This is a genomic window from Pseudomonas sp. Irchel s3h17, assembly GCF_900187505.1.
GTDB lineage: Bacteria > Pseudomonadota > Gammaproteobacteria > Pseudomonadales > Pseudomonadaceae > Aquipseudomonas.
In genome coordinates this window covers 57371-72274 of record NZ_FYDL01000010.1, presented here as the reverse complement: position 1 = coordinate 72274, position 14904 = coordinate 57371, and the positions used below count along the sequence as shown (strand labels likewise).

At 63.0% G+C, this 14904-nt stretch carries 19 protein-coding genes; 6 read left to right on the top strand and 13 right to left on the bottom strand.

Annotated elements, in window-relative coordinates:
- Positions 1–71 precede the first annotated feature (71 nt).
- Positions 72–1955, top strand: a complete 1884-nt coding sequence (locus tag CKW25_RS16040; protein WP_095080516.1) for a TonB-dependent receptor domain-containing protein — start codon at positions 72–74, stop codon at positions 1953–1955.
- Positions 1956–2102: 147 nt separating this feature from the next.
- On the opposite strand, the gene CKW25_RS16035 is transcribed toward CKW25_RS16040, so the two are convergent.
- The 12 genes from CKW25_RS16035 to nrdR all read right to left on the bottom strand — a co-directional run bounded on the left by CKW25_RS16035 (position 2103) and on the right by nrdR (position 10809).
- Complete coding sequence (locus tag CKW25_RS16035) at positions 2103–2903, bottom strand: cobalamin-binding protein (protein WP_095080514.1); 801 nt, start codon at positions 2901–2903, stop codon at positions 2103–2105.
- Positions 2900–3319, bottom strand: coding sequence for an MFS transporter (locus CKW25_RS16030; protein ID WP_095080512.1), 420 nt, complete (start codon positions 3317–3319; stop codon positions 2900–2902). Before CKW25_RS16030 ends, CKW25_RS16035 begins: the two co-directional genes overlap by 4 nt.
- A complete protein-coding gene (gene ribA / locus CKW25_RS16025) occupies positions 3316–3933 on the bottom strand; it encodes a GTP cyclohydrolase II (protein WP_095080511.1) in 618 nt (205 codons plus the stop codon). The genes CKW25_RS16030 and ribA overlap by 4 nt, the downstream gene beginning before the upstream one ends.
- Positions 3934–4078: 145 nt before the next feature.
- Positions 4079–4816 carry an ABC transporter substrate-binding protein gene (locus tag CKW25_RS16020; protein WP_095080509.1) on the bottom strand — a complete coding sequence of 246 codons (738 nt, stop codon included), beginning with the start codon at positions 4814–4816 and terminating at the stop codon, positions 4079–4081.
- A gap of 18 nt (positions 4817–4834) precedes the next feature.
- The gene (locus CKW25_RS16015; protein WP_095080507.1) at positions 4835–5338 is read right to left on the bottom strand and encodes a phosphatidylglycerophosphatase A; all 504 of its coding nucleotides are present in this window, start codon (positions 5336–5338) and stop codon (positions 4835–4837) included.
- Positions 5335–6300 carry a thiamine-phosphate kinase gene (gene thiL / locus CKW25_RS16010; protein ID WP_095080505.1) on the bottom strand — a complete coding sequence of 322 codons (966 nt, stop codon included), beginning with the start codon at positions 6298–6300 and terminating at the stop codon, positions 5335–5337. The genes CKW25_RS16015 and thiL overlap by 4 nt, the downstream gene beginning before the upstream one ends.
- Before the next feature lie 17 nt (positions 6301–6317).
- Positions 6318–6818 carry a transcription antitermination factor NusB gene (gene nusB, locus CKW25_RS16005; RefSeq protein ID WP_095080503.1) on the bottom strand — a complete coding sequence of 167 codons (501 nt, stop codon included), beginning with the start codon at positions 6816–6818 and terminating at the stop codon, positions 6318–6320.
- A complete protein-coding gene (ribE, locus tag CKW25_RS16000) occupies positions 6815–7291 on the bottom strand; it encodes a 6,7-dimethyl-8-ribityllumazine synthase (protein WP_003228649.1) in 477 nt (158 codons plus the stop codon). The genes nusB and ribE overlap by 4 nt, the downstream gene beginning before the upstream one ends.
- A gap of 90 nt (positions 7292–7381) precedes the next feature.
- Positions 7382–8473 carry a bifunctional 3,4-dihydroxy-2-butanone-4-phosphate synthase/GTP cyclohydrolase II gene (ribBA, locus tag CKW25_RS15995; RefSeq protein WP_095080500.1) on the bottom strand — a complete coding sequence of 364 codons (1092 nt, stop codon included), beginning with the start codon at positions 8471–8473 and terminating at the stop codon, positions 7382–7384.
- Between the two features lie 31 nt (positions 8474–8504).
- Entirely contained in the window at positions 8505–9170 is a 666-nt protein-coding gene (locus tag CKW25_RS15990; RefSeq protein ID WP_095080498.1) for a riboflavin synthase, read from the bottom strand.
- 44 nt (positions 9171–9214) lie between these two features.
- Positions 9215–10348, bottom strand: a complete 1134-nt coding sequence (gene ribD / locus CKW25_RS15985) for a bifunctional diaminohydroxyphosphoribosylaminopyrimidine deaminase/5-amino-6-(5-phosphoribosylamino)uracil reductase RibD (RefSeq protein ID WP_095080496.1) — start codon at positions 10346–10348, stop codon at positions 9215–9217.
- On the bottom strand, positions 10345–10809 hold the full coding sequence (nrdR, locus tag CKW25_RS15980; protein WP_166590477.1) for a transcriptional regulator NrdR: 465 nt from the start codon (positions 10807–10809) through the stop codon (positions 10345–10347). The genes ribD and nrdR overlap by 4 nt, the downstream gene beginning before the upstream one ends.
- 128 nt (positions 10810–10937) lie before the next feature.
- Between nrdR and CKW25_RS15975 the strand changes: the two genes are divergently transcribed.
- From CKW25_RS15975 to trxA, 3 genes are all read left to right on the top strand, one after another.
- Entirely contained in the window at positions 10938–11402 is a 465-nt protein-coding gene (locus tag CKW25_RS15975) for a hypothetical protein (RefSeq protein ID WP_095080877.1), read from the top strand.
- Complete coding sequence (locus CKW25_RS15970; RefSeq protein WP_095080494.1) at positions 11399–12055, top strand: methyltransferase; 657 nt, start codon at positions 11399–11401, stop codon at positions 12053–12055. The genes CKW25_RS15975 and CKW25_RS15970 overlap by 4 nt, the downstream gene beginning before the upstream one ends.
- Before the next feature lie 124 nt (positions 12056–12179).
- On the top strand, positions 12180–13052 hold the full coding sequence (gene trxA / locus CKW25_RS15965) for a thioredoxin (RefSeq protein WP_095080492.1): 873 nt from the start codon (positions 12180–12182) through the stop codon (positions 13050–13052).
- On the opposite strand, the gene CKW25_RS15960 is transcribed toward trxA, so the two are convergent.
- The gene (locus tag CKW25_RS15960; RefSeq protein ID WP_095080490.1) at positions 13049–13408 is read right to left on the bottom strand and encodes a hypothetical protein; all 360 of its coding nucleotides are present in this window, start codon (positions 13406–13408) and stop codon (positions 13049–13051) included. The two genes, trxA and CKW25_RS15960, sit on opposite strands and share 4 nt — an antisense overlap.
- Positions 13409–13536: 128 nt before the next feature.
- Here CKW25_RS15960 and CKW25_RS15955 point away from each other — a divergent pair, with 128 nt between their 5' ends.
- Complete coding sequence (locus CKW25_RS15955; protein WP_095080489.1) at positions 13537–14145, top strand: DUF2796 domain-containing protein; 609 nt, start codon at positions 13537–13539, stop codon at positions 14143–14145.
- A 47-nt stretch (positions 14146–14192) separates the two neighbouring features.
- A complete protein-coding gene (locus CKW25_RS15950) occupies positions 14193–14903 on the top strand; it encodes an ABC transporter ATP-binding protein (RefSeq protein WP_095080487.1) in 711 nt (236 codons plus the stop codon).
- The last annotated feature ends 1 nt before the right edge of the window (position 14904 follow it).

The following is a 14904-nucleotide window of genomic DNA, read 5'->3' as shown; positions in this document are numbered from 1 at the left end:
CAAGCCCGCTCCCGCATGGGTTGTATGAACCTACCCAGGTTGTGTTCGCCCAACGTGCCAATAGACAGCCCATGAACCTCCCCCGCCTCGCCCTGACCCTCTCGCTGCTGCCCACCGCCTGCGCCCTCGCCGACACTTTCGAGCGCGAACAGGCCCTGAAACTGCCCGACGTGCTGATCAGCGCCACTCGCCAGGTCGAGGCCCGCAACGACAGCAGCGCCGCCAACACCGTGTTCACCCGCGACGACATCGACCGCCTGCAGCCGGACAGCGTGACCGACCTGCTGAGCCGGGTGCCGGGCGTACAGGTCTCGCAATCCGGCGGTCGAGGCAGCCTGCCGGGGATCTACATCCGCGGCACCAAGGCCGCACAAAGCCTGGTGCTGGTGGACGGCCAGCGCATCGGCAACTCGACATCGGGCGACAGCAACCTGCAACACCTGAACATTGAGCAGATCGAGCGTGTGGAAGTGCTGCGTGGCTCACGCTCGGTGATCTATGGCAGCGACGCCATTGGCGGGGTGATCCAGATTTTTACCCGGCGCAGCGCCGAACCGGGCCTGCAACCGCGTCTGCACGCAGGCTTTGGCAGCAACCAGACGTGGGAGCGCAGCCTCGGCCTGTCCGGCGGCGATGCGCAAACCCGCTTCAACCTCGGCGCCAGCCTGGATGACACTGCGGGTATCAATCGCACCCATGAGTCGTACCCCAGCGACGGCGATCACGATGCCTATCGCAACCAGTCCTTGAGCCTGAGCCTGAGCCACGCGTTCAACGACGACCTTGAAACAGGGCTGAACATCCTCGATAACCGTGGCAAAAGCGAGTTCGACAACCCGTTCGGCCGCTTCGACATGAGCACCTTGGAAAGCGTCGAACAAAAACCCTACAACGACTTCACCGTGAGCAGCGTCAGCAGCTACCTCGACGCTCGCCTCAACGACGGGTGGAAGTCCCGGGTGGAACTGGGCCACAGCGAAAACCGCGAAGAAACCTTCGATAAGCTCAGCGACGAGCACAGCGTGTTCAACACCTACCGCAACTCGCTGAACTGGCAGAACGATGTGAGCCTCGACGACCAGAGCAGCCTGATGCTTGGCGGCGACTGGTACGAAGACCGGGTCAACAGCAGCACCCCATTCGAAGAAGACAGCCGCTGGAACCGCGCGGGCTTCATTCAGCATCACTTCCAGGGCGAGCATTTTTCCACCGAGCTGGGCCTGCGCCGCGACCAGAACCAGCAATTCGGCGGCCAGAACAGCTGGAGCGGCACCTTCACCCTGCCACTCAATCCGGACAACGATGTATTGCTGACGTACAGCGAAGGCTTTCGTGCCCCCACCTTCAACGACCTGTACTACCCGGACTTCAGCAACCCGGACCTGAAACCCGAAACCTCGAAAAGCTACGAGCTGCAGTGGCGCAGCCAACTGAGTGACTACAGTCGCCTGGAAGCCTCGCTATACCGCACCGACCTTGAAGACGCGATCATCTTCGGCAGCCACTCACGCCCGGAAAACGTCGCCTCGGCACGGATCAACGGTTTCGAAGCCGCCCTCAAGCAGGAACTGTTCGGTTGGCAGAGCAACCTCGGGATTTCGCTCATTGATCCACGGGACCGTGACACCGGCCACACCCTGGCCCGCCGTGCCCGACGGACGTTGAACCTGGACCTGGACCGGCAATTCGACCAGCTCGGCCTGGGCGCCACCTGGCAAGCGGTCAGCAGCAGCTACGACGACAATGAGAACCGTCAGCCGCTGGGCGGTTATGGCCTCCTCGGCCTGCGCAGCAGCTGGACGGTCAACCATGAAGTCACGCTGCAGATGAAGGTCGACAACCTGCTGGACAAGGCCTACACCCGCGCACTGTATGAGCATGACGGCAACCCGTATGGGTATCGCGAAGAAGGTCGGGCACTGATGTTCGGGGTGACATGGATGCCGCAGCTCTAACCAGTGTGGCGAGGGAGCTTGCTCCCGCTGGACCGCAAAGCGGCCCCAACCTGGCACAGGTCGACACCCGGTACCGGGGCCGCTACGCAGCCCAGCGCGAGCAAGCTCGCTCGCCACAGGGCAGGCATGCCGCTCCCGGGCCGCTGATCAGTGGTTCGGCGCGATCAACCGGCACAGCTTGGCCGTCGCCTCAATCATCTGCCCGCTCGGCCGCTCCAGGCCCTTGTCCGTCACCAGCAACAAACGCCCCTGGGTCACCGCGGCCACCTGCGGCCAAGCGCTCCAGGCATCCAGTTGGTCCTGGCTGCCGGCAAGAATCGCCTCGGGATTACGCGCCAGCACCGCCTCGATGCTGACCTGTGGCGCCGGCAAACTCATGTCGGCAAACACATTCCGCGCGCCGCAGACCGCAAGCGCATCACTGATGATCTGCCCTCCACCCACGGTATAGAGGGGCTGGTCCCAGACCTGATAAAACACCCGCAGCGGTTCGGAGCGCTGATAGCGTTGGCGCAATGCCTCGAGCCGCTGGCGCACGTCAGCCGCCAAGGTGCGCCCGCGCTCAGGCCGGCCCAATTGCCCGGCGATGGCTTCGATCTGCGAGGCGAGTTGTTCGAGGCTGTGGGGTTCGGCGACGTAGGTAGGAATGCCCAGGCGACTCAGTTGTTCGCGCTGCGCCGGGCCGACGCTGCCGGGCCAGAGCAGCAACAGATCCGGCTTGAGGCTGAGCAGGCTCTCCATGTCCAGTTGACCATAACGGCCCACCGAAGGCAGGTCGCTCAACTCAAGGGGACGCTCACCGGCATCGAGCACGCCCACCAGCAGGTCGGCCGAGCCCAGTTCAACGACGATTTCCGAGAGGGACGGCGCCAGGCTGACCACCCGCTCCACTGCGGCCGCCGAGCCGCTGATGGCCAGCAGCACAACCGCCAGCCAGTAGCGCATCAGGCGAGTTGACGCGGAATACGGTAGAGGTAGAACAGCACCGCGGTCGACAGCGCCAACAGCACCAGCGGCACCGCCTCAAGACCGACGAAGACCGCCAGGGCACCGATCCAGGCCGGCAAGGAGGCCGCCAGGAAGGCTTTGCGCCGCTCAACCGCCAGGGCCGTCCAGGCAGCCGGTTCCTGTGGGGTATCGAGGGCTTTCTGGGTCGTGATCAAGCCGTGTTTGTAGCCGCCAAAAAATTTCAGGCTGACAAACATCGAGGCCATGCCCGCGATGAAGAACGGCATGGCCAGTACTGGCGCAATCGCCTCGCCGTCACCGAACAGCGCGTTGATCGCCAACAACGGCAACAGGGCGAGCGCCAGGTATTGCCACCAATTGACCGACAGACGCCGACGAACCTGACCCCGCGTCACGCCCGGTCTACCTCGCCCTGATGCTCGTTGCCCATCATGTGGTCGAGCTTGCTGGCCTTGGTCGCCAGGTAGAGTTTGTTGTGCGGGTTGTGCCCGGTGTGCAACGGCACGCGCTCGGCAACCTCGATGCCCATGTCGGTCAATGCCTTGACCTTGCGTGGGTTGTTGGTCATCAGGCGCAGGGACTTCACCCCCAGGTGCTCCAGCATCGGCAGGCACATGGCGTAATCGCGCTGATCCGCGGCAAAGCCCAGGCGTTCGTTGGCCTCAACCGTGTCGGCGCCACCGTCCTGCAGCTCATAGGCACGGATCTTGTTCAGCAAGCCAATGCCCCGCCCTTCCTGACGCAGGTAGAGCAGCACGCCACGGCCTTCGTGAGCGATGGCCCGCAACGCGGCTTCAAGTTGCGAGCCGCAGTCGCAACGCTGGCTGAACAGGGCATCGCCCGTCAGGCATTCGGAGTGCAACCGGCCGAGCACCGGAGCACCGTCGGCAACCTCACCCAGGCTCAGCACAACGTGCTCGCGGCCAGTGGCCTCATCGAGAAAGCCATGCATGGTGAATTGCGCAAAAGGTGTGGGCAGCTTGGAAGCGGCGACAAAAACGACAGGCACCGGTGTGCTCCTGATCTGTGTACGGGAGATTCGCAGAGGCGGCATTGTAACAGTAAGGTTCCATACCACGCTTATGCTGAATTACTGGTCATAACCATCAAAAAGTCTGATCAAGCGAACCCATCGCCTAGCACAGGCTACGCGCTCAGTTCGAGTCAAACGGATAAGGCTGTTTCCAGCGCTCGAAAATCGGTTTCAACTCACCATTCTTCACCAGCTGTTCCATCCGCCGATCGAACAGCGCCATCAACTGTTCAGCCCTGGGCGTCCTGGCAAAGCACAGGTACAGCGGCAGTTCCGCGACGTGCGTGCGGCGAAACTGCGAAGGGTCCTCGGCCTGGCTGACGACGTAATCGATTTCCGTCAGCCCGTCGATGTAATAGTCGGCACGGTGCTGGATCAGCATCGACAAAATCCCGGTACGGCGAATGACTTCGTTATAGCTGTGGACATTGGGCAGGTAGGATTCGTAGCCATAGCCGCGAACCCATGCCAGGCGATAGCTACCCAGCGTTTGCGGGGTCGGCACCGGGCTGCCGGCCAGGCCCAGGGCGTAGATGTGATCGTTATCGAAGTTCCAGCGGGGATAATGCAGGTCCCGGGCCTCATCACGATAGGAACCGACACAGGCATCCACCTCGCCCCGTCGGGCCAGGCCCACGGAGCGGGTGTAAGGTTCGGTGCGAATGTCCAGCTTCACGCCAGCCGGTTCGAAAACCTGGCGCAACACGTCCCAGCCCAGGCCATGGCCATCGGCTGCGGTGTAGCCTTCCCAGTCTTCACCGGCCAGATGAATCACCGCCGGTGTCGCCGGCGCCTCGACCGCACCGGCAAACGTACAGAACAGTGCAAGCACCCCACCCCACAGCCAGCGAACGACCATCCCGAGCTCCTCAACCTGCTAGGCGAAATACCAGACCAGCCCCTGCATGCCCAGCCAGGCAAACACCCCCGCCAACACGTCGTCGAGCATGATCCCGATACCGCCGTGTACATGGCGGTCGATCCAGCGAATCGGCCACGGCTTGAGAATGTCGAAAAAACGGAACATCAGAAACCCCGCCAACAGCCAGTACCAACCTTCCGGCACCAGCCACAGGGTGATCCACATCCCGACCATTTCATCCCAGACGATGCCTTCGTGGTCGTGTACCCGCAAATCGTCGGCGACCTTGCCGCACAGCCAGAAACCGAACAGCATGGTGATGCCCAGCATCAGCCAATAGCCCCAGTCGGGCAGCATCTGCCAGAGCGGAATAAAAGGCAGTGCAACTAACGAGCCCCAGGTGCCGGGTGCCTTGGGCAACGTGCCCGAGCCGAAACCGAACGCCAGGAAATGCCAGGGATTACGCCAGACCGAGGGCGGCACGACCTCTGCCGGGACCTGTTTGGGATGATCTGTCACGGTGTCTCCTGAAAATGTTGATAACCCCGGGTTTGCGGGGTGATGTCCTGTCCATTGGCATCCAGCAACGTCACGCCCTGCCCGGCCACCACCTGGCCGACCACATGAATCGGCCAGCCAGCGGCAAGCAGCGCCGGTAGGTGGACAGGAGGCAATGTAAACGCCAGCACGTAGTCGTCTCCGCCACTGACGGCCGCCACGCGGGCCGCATTCTCGCCGAGAAAGCTCAGCAGTGCGGCGGACACCGGCAGCTTTTCGTTGTCGATCAGCAAACTGACAGCGGACGCCTTGGCGATATGCCCGCAATCGGCGAGCAGACCGTCGGAGATATCCAGCGCCGAGGTGGCCTTGCCACGCAACGCCTGCCCCAACGCCAGTTGCGGCTGGGGCGACCAATAATGTGCCAACAACGGCTCGGCCACTTCGGCGGGCGCGACGCGCTCCCCCAGCACCAGCGGCAGAGCACCGGCCGCATTACCCAGCGCCCCGCCCACGCACAGCAAGTCACCCACCCGGGCACCGCTGCGGGTCAGGGCCTGCCCCGCCGGTACACGACCGAATACGGTCATGGTCAGGCTCAGCGGGCCACGCGTGGTATCACCACCTACCAGCCGCACACCGCAGTTCTGCGCCATGGCGTTCAAACCACGGGCATAGGCATCCAGCCAGTCGGCGGTCACCGTCGGCAAGGTCAGGGCAAGGGTAAAGGCAATGGGCGTGGCGCCCATGGCAGCCAGATCGCTGACCGCCACGGCCAGCGAACGCTGGCCAAGCAGAAACGGGTCGCAGGGATCCGCGAAATGCACACCGGCCACGAGGGTGTCGGTGGAAATGGCCAGCTGCTCCCCTGCGGGAACAGCGAGCAAGGCGCAGTCGTCGCCGATCCCCAGTGCAACGCCCTCGCCGCCCTGCGCACAAGGCGCGGCGGCGAAGTAATTGCGGATCAGCTCAAACTCGCCCATGGCAGCTGCAGCGCGAATCAGCGCTTGAACGCCTTCACTTCAGCTTCACGCAGGCGCGGGGCCAGTTTGTCGAGGACACCGTTGACGAACTTGTGGCCGTCGGTGGAACCAAAGACTTTAGCCAGCTCGATGCCTTCGTTGATCACCACGCGGTAAGGCACGTCGACGCGCTTGAGCAGTTCCCAGGTGGACAGGCGCAGAACCGCCAGCTCGACCGGATCCAGCTCTTCGATGGTCAAGTCCATGCAAGGCTTGAGCGCGGTGTCGATTTCGGTCTTGAACTGCGGAACCCCGTGCAGGATTTCACGGAAGTACGCGCCATCGACATCGGTGAAATCGTTATCGACCCGGAACTGCGCTTCGATCTCGTTCAGCGACTGCTTGGCCATGTGCCATTGATACAGGGCCTGGGTCGCGAGCTGACGGGCTTCGCGGCGCTTGACGCTTTTCGATGGTTTACCAGCATCCGCAGGCTTTGGATCGCGCGGGTTGAAACGATCGCTTTCGTCGCTAATCACTTGGCCTCCAACTGCGCCAGCAGGCTGACCATTTCCAGGGCGGACAAGGCAGCTTCAGCACCTTTGTTGCCGGCCTTGGTGCCGGAACGTTCGATGGCTTGCTCGATGGAATCAACGGTCAGGACGCCAAAGGCAACCGGTACGCCGAACTCCATGGACACCTGGGCCAGGCCCTTGGTGCACTCGCCAGCCACGTATTCGAAGTGCGGAGTACCGCCACGAATGACCGCGCCCAGGGCGATGATTGCCGCGAACTCGCCCTTCTGAGCGACTTTCTGCGCAACCAGCGGGATTTCGAAGGCGCCAGGGGCACGGATGATGGTGATGTCGCTTTCGCTCACGCCATGGCGAACCAGGGCATCCACGGCACCGCTTACCAGGCTTTCAACCACAAAGCTGTTGAAGCGGCCAACAACCAAAGCGTAGCGGCCTTTGGGGGCGATGAAGGTACCTTCGATGGTCTTCAGGGTCATTCGACAAATCTCTTAAAGAGCCGGGACGCGTTCAGTACGCGCCCCTCGGTGATATTTGAACCGCGAACAAGGGGTGAAAAACACCGGCCTTTATTCGGAGGGCACGTATTCTACAACTTCCAGGTCGAAACCGGATATCGCATTAAATTTCATTGGCGCACTCATCAGGCGCATTTTGCGTACGCCCAGGTCACGCAGGATCTGCGAACCGGCCCCGACGATGCTGTAGGTGGTCGGTTTTTTCACGGCGGCGTGGTCGGCCGTTTCGCGAATATGCGCCAGCAATACATCGCCATCGAGCGGGTGACCCAGCAACAGCACCACGCCACTACCCGCCTCGGCCACCGCGGCCATGGCGGCGCGCAGGCTCCAGCGCCCCGGTTGCTTGACCATCAGCAGGTCGCGCAGCGGGTCCATGTTATGCACCCGGACCAGGGTCGGTTCTTCGGCGCACACGGTGCCCAGGGTCAGTGCCATGTGCACGTCGCCTTCCACCGAATCACGATAGGTCACCAAGTTGAATTGGCCCAGTTCGCTATCCAGTGGCTGCTCGGCAATCCGCTGAACGGTACGTTCGTGGATCATCCGGTAGTGGATCAGGTCGGCAATGGTGCCGATCTTGATGTTGTGTTCCGCGGCAAAGGCTTCCAGTTCGGCGCGACGGGACATGGTGCCGTCGTCGTTCATCACCTCGCAGATCACCCCGCTCGGCTCGAAACCGGCCATGCGCGCCAGGTCGCACGCCGCTTCGGTGTGGCCGGCGCGGGCCAGGGTACCGCCGGCCTGGGCCATCAGCGGGAAGATGTGGCCAGGGCTGACAATGTCTTCGGCCTTGGCATCACGGGCAGCGGCGGCTTGCACGGTACGCGCACGGTCGGCCGCGGAGATCCCGGTGGTGACACCGGTGGCCGCTTCGATGGACACGGTGAACTTGGTGCCAAAGCCGGAACCGTTGCGCGGCGCCATCAATGGCAGCTTGAGCAGTTCGCAGCGCTCGCGGCTCATCGGCATGCAGATCAGGCCACGGGCGTGCTTGGCCATGAAGTTGATGTGTTCTGGCTGGCAGCACTCGGCGGCCATGATCAGGTCGCCTTCGTTCTCGCGGTCTTCGTCATCCATGAGGATGACCATCTTGCCTTGGCGGATGTCTTCAACCAGTTCTTCGATGCTATTGAGCGCCACAAGGCACCCCCCTTCTTTCGAAATTTGAGCTTCAGGATTTGAGGTAGCCGTTGGCGGCCAGAAAGCTTTCGGTAATGGTGCTGCCGGCAGTCGGCTCCGCGGCCTTGTCGCCCAACAGCAGACGCTCCAGGTAACGGGCCAGCAAGTCCACTTCCAGATTCACCCGGCGGCCTGGCTGGTAAGACGCCATGATGGTTTCGCTCAGGGTGTGCGGAATGATCGTCAGCAGGAACTCGGCGCCATCGACCGCGTTCACCGTCAGGCTGGTGCCGTCGACGGTGATCGAGCCTTTATGGGCGATGTACTTGGCCAGTTCTTTCGGCGCGCGGATGCGAAATTCCACGGCGCGGGCGTTATCGGTGCGGGTCACCACTTCGCCGACTCCGTCGACGTGACCGCTGACCAGGTGTCCACCGAGGCGGGTGGTCGGGGTCAGGGCTTTTTCCAGGTTGACCGGGCTGCCGCTCTTGAGGTCGTTCATCGCGGTGCAGTCGAGGGTTTCGCGACTGACGTCCGCGGCAAAACCGTTACCAGGCAGTTCAACCGCCGTCAGGCACACGCCGTTGACCGCGATGCTGTCGCCCAGTTTGACGTCGCTCAGGTCGAGCTTGCCGGTTTCTACATGTACCCGCACATCCCCGCCTTTGGGGGTCATTGCACGGATGCTGCCGATGGATTCGATGATGCCGGTAAACATGAAGCCCTCCTCGAGAACAAAACCTTCTTGGCCGCAGCCGGGAATTATACGCTCGCTGCTGGCACAGGAATGGCAGTGACCCGCCAGTCATCGCCAACCGCGCGAATTTCGGTGATCTTGAGCTCCGGCGCATCCTTCATTTGCGCGAGCGGCCAGTCAAGCAGAGGCCGCGCCGAAGAGCCCAGGAACTTGCCGGCGATGAAAATCTGGTACTCGTCCACCAGGCCTTGCTGGGCAAACGCCCCGGCCAGGCGCGGGCCGGCTTCAACCAGCACTTCGTTGACACCTCGGGCCGCCAGTTCGACCAGCAGCTTGCGCAGGTCAACCTGGCCATCGTCGCCCGGCACGATCAGGCATTCCGGGCCATTGGCATACTGCTCTTCCACCGCGACACAAGTGGCGACCAGTGCCGGACCCGCCTTGAAGAACGGCGCGTCGAGCGGCACCCGCAGGCGGCCATCGATCAGCACGCGCAACGGTGGACGGCTCATGGCCAGGGCGGTGTGTTCGGCATCCAGGCCCAGCTCATCGGCACGCACGGTCAAGCGCGCGCCATCGGCCAGCACCGTGTCCGCGCCGGTCAGCACTACGCTGGCCTGCGCTCTCAGGCGCTGCACCGCGGATCGGGCAGCGGGACCGGTGATCCACTGGCTTTCGCCGCTGGCCATGGCGGTTCGACCATCCAGGCTCATCGCCAGCTTGACCCGCACGAACGGCAAGCCATGCTCCATGCGTTTGAGGAAACCTTCATTGAGTTTGCGTGCCTCGCCTTCAAGCACACTGCTTTGTGTGGCAATGCCGGCCTGTTCCAGGCGCTGCAGGCCGCGACCGGCGACTGCCGGGTTCGGGTCCTGCATGGCCGCCACCACCCGTGCCAACCCGGCGTTGACCAGTGCATCGGCACACGGCGGGGTGCGGCCGTGATGGCTGCAAGGCTCCAGCGTCACATAGGCGGTGGCGCCCCGCGCATTTTCGCCCGCCGCGCGCAGGGCATGGACTTCGGCATGGGGTTCGCCGGTGCGCACGTGCCAGCCTTCGCCGACAATCTGCCCGTCACGCACGATCACACAGCCCACCCGCGGGTTGGGATGGGTGGTGTAGTGGCCGTTGCGCGCCAGTTCCAGGGCACGCGCCATGTAATGGGCGTCAAGGACTGCCTGTTCTGTAGAAATCGTCATGGCTTGACCGGCTCACGGGCCAGGCGATCGATCTCTTCGCGGAACTCGTTGAGGTCCTGGAAGCGGCGATACACCGAGGCGAAACGAATGTAGGCGACTTCGTCGAGCTTTTGCAGCTCGGCCATGACCAGCTCGCCGACCACCAGTGACTTGACCTCGCGCTCACCGGTTGCCCGCAGCTTGTGCTTGATGTGCGCCAGCGAGGATTCCAGGCGCTCGACGCTCACCGGACGTTTTTCCAGGGCGCGCTGCATGCCGGCGCGGAGTTTTTCTTCGTCGAACGGCTGACGGCTGCCGTCGGTTTTAATCAGGCGCGGCAACACCAGTTCAGCCGTCTCGAACGTGGTGAAACGCTCGCCGCAGGCCAGGCATTCACGCCGGCGGCGCACCTGTTCGCCCTCGGCGACCAGTCGCGAGTCGATGACCTTGGTGTCGTTGGCACCGCAGAAGGGACAGTGCATGGTGGCAGGCAACAAAAAAAGGGAGGGCCATGGTAGCGCATCCCGGTGGCAAGACAAGCCATAGGGTTTACGGTATACAGACGGACTATATTACCTGAACCATGGATTTCACCTTGCTGGAGCCGCAAATGCCGCTACGTCCGCTTGTTTTACTCAGTTTCGTCAGCCTGCTGGCGGCCTGTAGCAGTGATGCGCCCAAACCTTCCGAGCCTGCTCCCGGCCCCGCGCCACAGATGGCCGAGAAGAAGGCCAGGGCCTCGGCCGACCTGGGTCCCCTGCCCGCGTACCAACGCGAACTGAGCGGCGCCTTGCTGGGCGTTCCGGCCGGTGCCGAGGTTGAACTGGCGCTGCTGGTGATCGACGAGCGCTCACGCCCCCAGCAATTGCTCGCCAGTGCCGACCTGATCGGTACCAGCCAGGCGCTGCCGTTTCATCTGCGCTTCAACCCGGACGCCTTTCCCGCTGGTGCCCGTGTCGAATTGCGTGGTCGCGCCAGCCAGTCCGGGCAGTTGATCCTGCATCTGCCGGCGCAACGCATCTTCCAACCGAGCACCCAGGCACTGGGCCAGTTGCAGTTCGTCAAAGCACCATGAATGCACCGCTCGACCTGCAACGGGCGTTAAGTGAACTGCTCGGCGACGCGCGGCTTGTACCCTGCCCGCTGCCCGCCACCGACCTGAAGCTCTGGCTGATCGATGGCGACAACATGGATCGCGCCTTCAGCCCGGAAGAAACCCGGCGCATCCTGCATGAGCCGCCGTACTGGAGCTTCTGCTGGGCCAGCGGCCTGGCGATGGCCCGCTACCTGGCCGAACGTCCACAGTGGGTCGCCGGCAAGCGGGTACTGGATTTTGGTGCCGGTTCCGGGATTGCCGGGATTGCTGCCGTCAAGGCCGGAGCCCTGGAAGTGGTGGCCTGCGACCTGGATCCGCTGGCGATTGCCGCTTGCCGGGCGAATGCCGAGCTCAATCAGGTCGAACTCGGTTACTCGACGGACTTCTTCGCCGAGGCCGATCGCTTTGACCTGATCCTGGTGGCCGACGTCTTGTACGACCGCGCCAACCTGCCGTTGCTCGATGAGTTTCTCAGCCGTGGCCGTGAAGCACTGGTGGCGGATTCGCGGGTTCGAGACTTTCGTCATCCCCTGTATCAACGGCTTGAGATGCTTGAAGCCATGACCTTGCCGGATCTGGCCGAGCCCGAAGAGTTTCGGCATGTGAGCCTGTACCACGCCACTCGCCGTTGAAAGGGACGCGGATCGTTCCGTGCTGTATTCCCACGCGGGGACGTGGGAATGATCGGCGCTCCCGCTATCAGCCAGCCCCCGCCAAGCCGTATAGTTGTCTCATCCACGTTTTTCGAGAGACCCCATGAGTCAGGAAACGCCGTACATCTTCGACGCCACTACCGCCGATTTCGACCAGTCGGTGATCGAGAACTCGTTCCACAAGCCGGTGCTGGTGGATTTCTGGGCCGAATGGTGTGCGCCCTGTAAAGCGCTGATGCCGATGCTGCAAACCATCGCCGAGAGCTACCAGGGCGAGTTGCTGCTGGCCAAGGTCGATTGCGACGTCGAGCAAGATATCGTTGCCCGCTTCGGTATTCGCAGCCTGCCGACCGTGGTGTTGTTCAAGGATGGTCAGCCGGTGGATGGTTTTGCCGGTGCGCAACCTGAATCCGCGGTACGCACCCTGCTCGAGCCCCATGTGCAGATGCCACCACCGCCCGCCGCCGACCCGCTCGAACAGGCTCAGGCGTTGTTCGACGAAGGTCGTTTCGCCGAGGCTGAAGCCACGCTCAAAGCGCTGCTGACGGAAGACAACAGTAACGCTCGCGCCCTGATTCTCTATGCCCGCTGCCTGACAGAGCGCGGTGAGCTGGGCGAAGCCCGGATCGTGCTGGATGCCGTCAAGACCGATGAGCATAAAGCCGCGCTGGCAGGCGCCAAGGCGCAAATCCAGTTCCTCGGCCAGGCCGCGGACCTGCCGGATGTCGCCGACCTGAAATCCCGCCTGGCGCAAAATCCGCAGGACGATGAGGCGATCTACCAACTGGCGATCCAGCAACTGGCCCGCCAGCAATACGACCCGGCACTGGACTCCCTGCTCAAGCTGTTTATCCGCAATCGCAGCTACAGCGAAGGGTTGCCGCACAAGACCTTGCTGCAAGTGTTCGAACTGCTGGGCAACGATCACCCGCTGGTGACCACCTACCGCCGCAAGTTGTTCGCCGCGCTGTACTAAGCCTGCCCGATCCAACTATAGAGCGGCGTATCCCCGCCGCTCAGCACCTTGACCTCGGCACAGTGGCGCAAACGCACCAGCAAGCGTTTGCCGGCCACCGCGCTGCCGGTCAAACCCTCCAGTTGCTCAAGCAGATCCGGCCCCGTCAGTTGCCCTGACGTGCGCAGCAACTCCCTGGCAAGCTGCCACAACGAATCGTCCTGATTCACCGGCTTGACCGGCGTACCGGCCGCCGGCGCGACGCCATCGGTTCGGCTGACCTGCAGCTGTGCGCCCAGTTTCGCCCAATCGCTGTCATCGAGTTCCAGCGTCAAATCCACCGGCCAGTCGCCGATGCTTCCCCGTATGCGCAACATTGGGCTTTCCTCCTGTTTATGAGAAACATGCTCCCACGCGTCTTGCGCAACGCCAAGCATGCCGTCAAACTCTCGCCAATATTGTTATAAGATTACATAACAAAATATTCATCTTCCGGAGACTCCCCATGCGCCGCCTGCTCCTCGCTTTGCCGTTTGCTCTGCTGCCGCTGGCTGTCGCCCAGGCGGCAGAGGTTCACGATCACGACCACGAACATGCCAGCCTCGGTGCTCACGAACATGGCGTCGGGCGCTTGAACGCGGCCCTCGATGGCCAGATCCTGGAGCTGGAACTGGAAAGCCCGGCGATGAATCTGGTGGGCTTCGAGCATGCGGCCAGCAGCGCAGAAGACAAGGCCAAGATCGCGGCGGTCCGCGCCCGGCTTGAGCAACCGCTGGCCCTGTTCAGCCTGCCCGAGGCCGCCCGCTGCGTGGTCAGCCAGCAGGAACTGGAAAGCTCGTTGTTCGGTGACACGCCCCACGCCGATGAACACGACGACGATGACCACGCCACCGACGGCAAAGGGGCTGCGTCTAAAGAACATCACCCTGATCACAGCGAAATCCACGCGCATTACCAGTTCACCTGCGCCGCCCCGGGCGCACTGAAGACACTGGATATGGCGAATGTATTCAAGACCTTCCCCGCCACCCGAAAAATTCAGGTACAACTCATCAGCCCGAGCGCCCAGCAAGGGGCTGAAGTCACCGCCAACGCTGCTGCGCTGAAATTCTGAGTGCCGCCCACTCCCACAGGGCTCACCTCCAACCGGACCGGCTCCACATGACCCAAGCACTCATCGAACTGTCGGACCTGGGTTTCAGTTGGCCCGGTCACCCGCCCTTGCTGGACATCCCGGCGTTTCGCCTGGAACCCGGCGAAACGCTGTTCCTCAAGGGCCCCAGCGGCAGTGGCAAAACCACCCTGCTGGGCTTGCTCGGCGGCGTGCAGAAACCTGATCGCGGCAGCCTGCGCCTGCTCGGCCAGGAGCTGACCCAACTCTCGGCCGGTGCCCGCGATCGCTTTCGGGTCGACCATACCGGCTACATCTTCCAGCAGTTCAACCTGCTGCCGTTTCTGTCGGTACGCGAGAACGTCGAGCTGCCGTGCCACTTTTCCACACTGCGCGCCCGCCGGGCGATCCAGCGCCATGGCAGTGTCGACAGCGCCGCCGCGACCTTGCTGGCGCACTTGGGCCTCAAGGACGAAAACATCCTCAGCCGTCGCGCCGACTCGCTGTCCATCGGCCAGCAACAACGGGTCGCCGCCGCCCGCGCGCTGATCGGCCAGCCGGAACTGGTGATCGCCGACGAACCGACCTCGGCCCTCGACTACGACGCTCGCGAAGCTTTTATCCGCCTGCTGTTTGCCGAGTGTCGCGAGGCCGGCTCGAGCCTGCTGTTTGTCAGCCACGACCAGAGCCTGGCACCGCTGTTCGATCGGCACCTGTCGCTGGCCGAACTCAACCGCGCCACCACGCCCGCAGAGGTCTGAG

Bases quoted from the DNA above. Each gene is read 5' to 3' on its own strand.
- CKW25_RS15990 (WP_095080498.1), bottom strand. From the start codon at position 9,170: ATGTTTACCGGCATCATCGAATCCATCGGCAGCATCCGTGCAATGACC.
- CKW25_RS16040 (WP_095080516.1), top strand. From the start codon at position 72: ATGAACCTCCCCCGCCTCGCCCTGACCCTCTCGCTGCTGCCCACCGCC.
- CKW25_RS16020 (WP_095080509.1), bottom strand. From the start codon at position 4,816: ATGGTCGTTCGCTGGCTGTGGGGTGGGGTGCTTGCACTGTTCTGTACG.
- CKW25_RS15955 (WP_095080489.1), top strand. From the start codon at position 13,537: ATGCGCCGCCTGCTCCTCGCTTTGCCGTTTGCTCTGCTGCCGCTGGCT.
- ribD (WP_095080496.1), bottom strand. From the start codon at position 10,348: ATGACGATTTCTACAGAACAGGCAGTCCTTGACGCCCATTACATGGCG.
- nrdR (WP_166590477.1), bottom strand. From the start codon at position 10,809: ATGCACTGTCCCTTCTGCGGTGCCAACGACACCAAGGTCATCGACTCG.
- CKW25_RS15950 (WP_095080487.1), top strand. From the start codon at position 14,193: ATGACCCAAGCACTCATCGAACTGTCGGACCTGGGTTTCAGTTGGCCC.
- trxA (WP_095080492.1), top strand. From the start codon at position 12,180: ATGAGTCAGGAAACGCCGTACATCTTCGACGCCACTACCGCCGATTTC.
- CKW25_RS15975 (WP_095080877.1), top strand. From the start codon at position 10,938: ATGCCGCTACGTCCGCTTGTTTTACTCAGTTTCGTCAGCCTGCTGGCG.
- CKW25_RS15960 (WP_095080490.1), bottom strand. From the start codon at position 13,408: ATGTTGCGCATACGGGGAAGCATCGGCGACTGGCCGGTGGATTTGACG.
- ribE (WP_003228649.1), bottom strand. From the start codon at position 7,291: ATGACCCTGAAGACCATCGAAGGTACCTTCATCGCCCCCAAAGGCCGC.
- thiL (WP_095080505.1), bottom strand. From the start codon at position 6,300: ATGGGCGAGTTTGAGCTGATCCGCAATTACTTCGCCGCCGCGCCTTGT.
- CKW25_RS15970 (WP_095080494.1), top strand. From the start codon at position 11,399: ATGAATGCACCGCTCGACCTGCAACGGGCGTTAAGTGAACTGCTCGGC.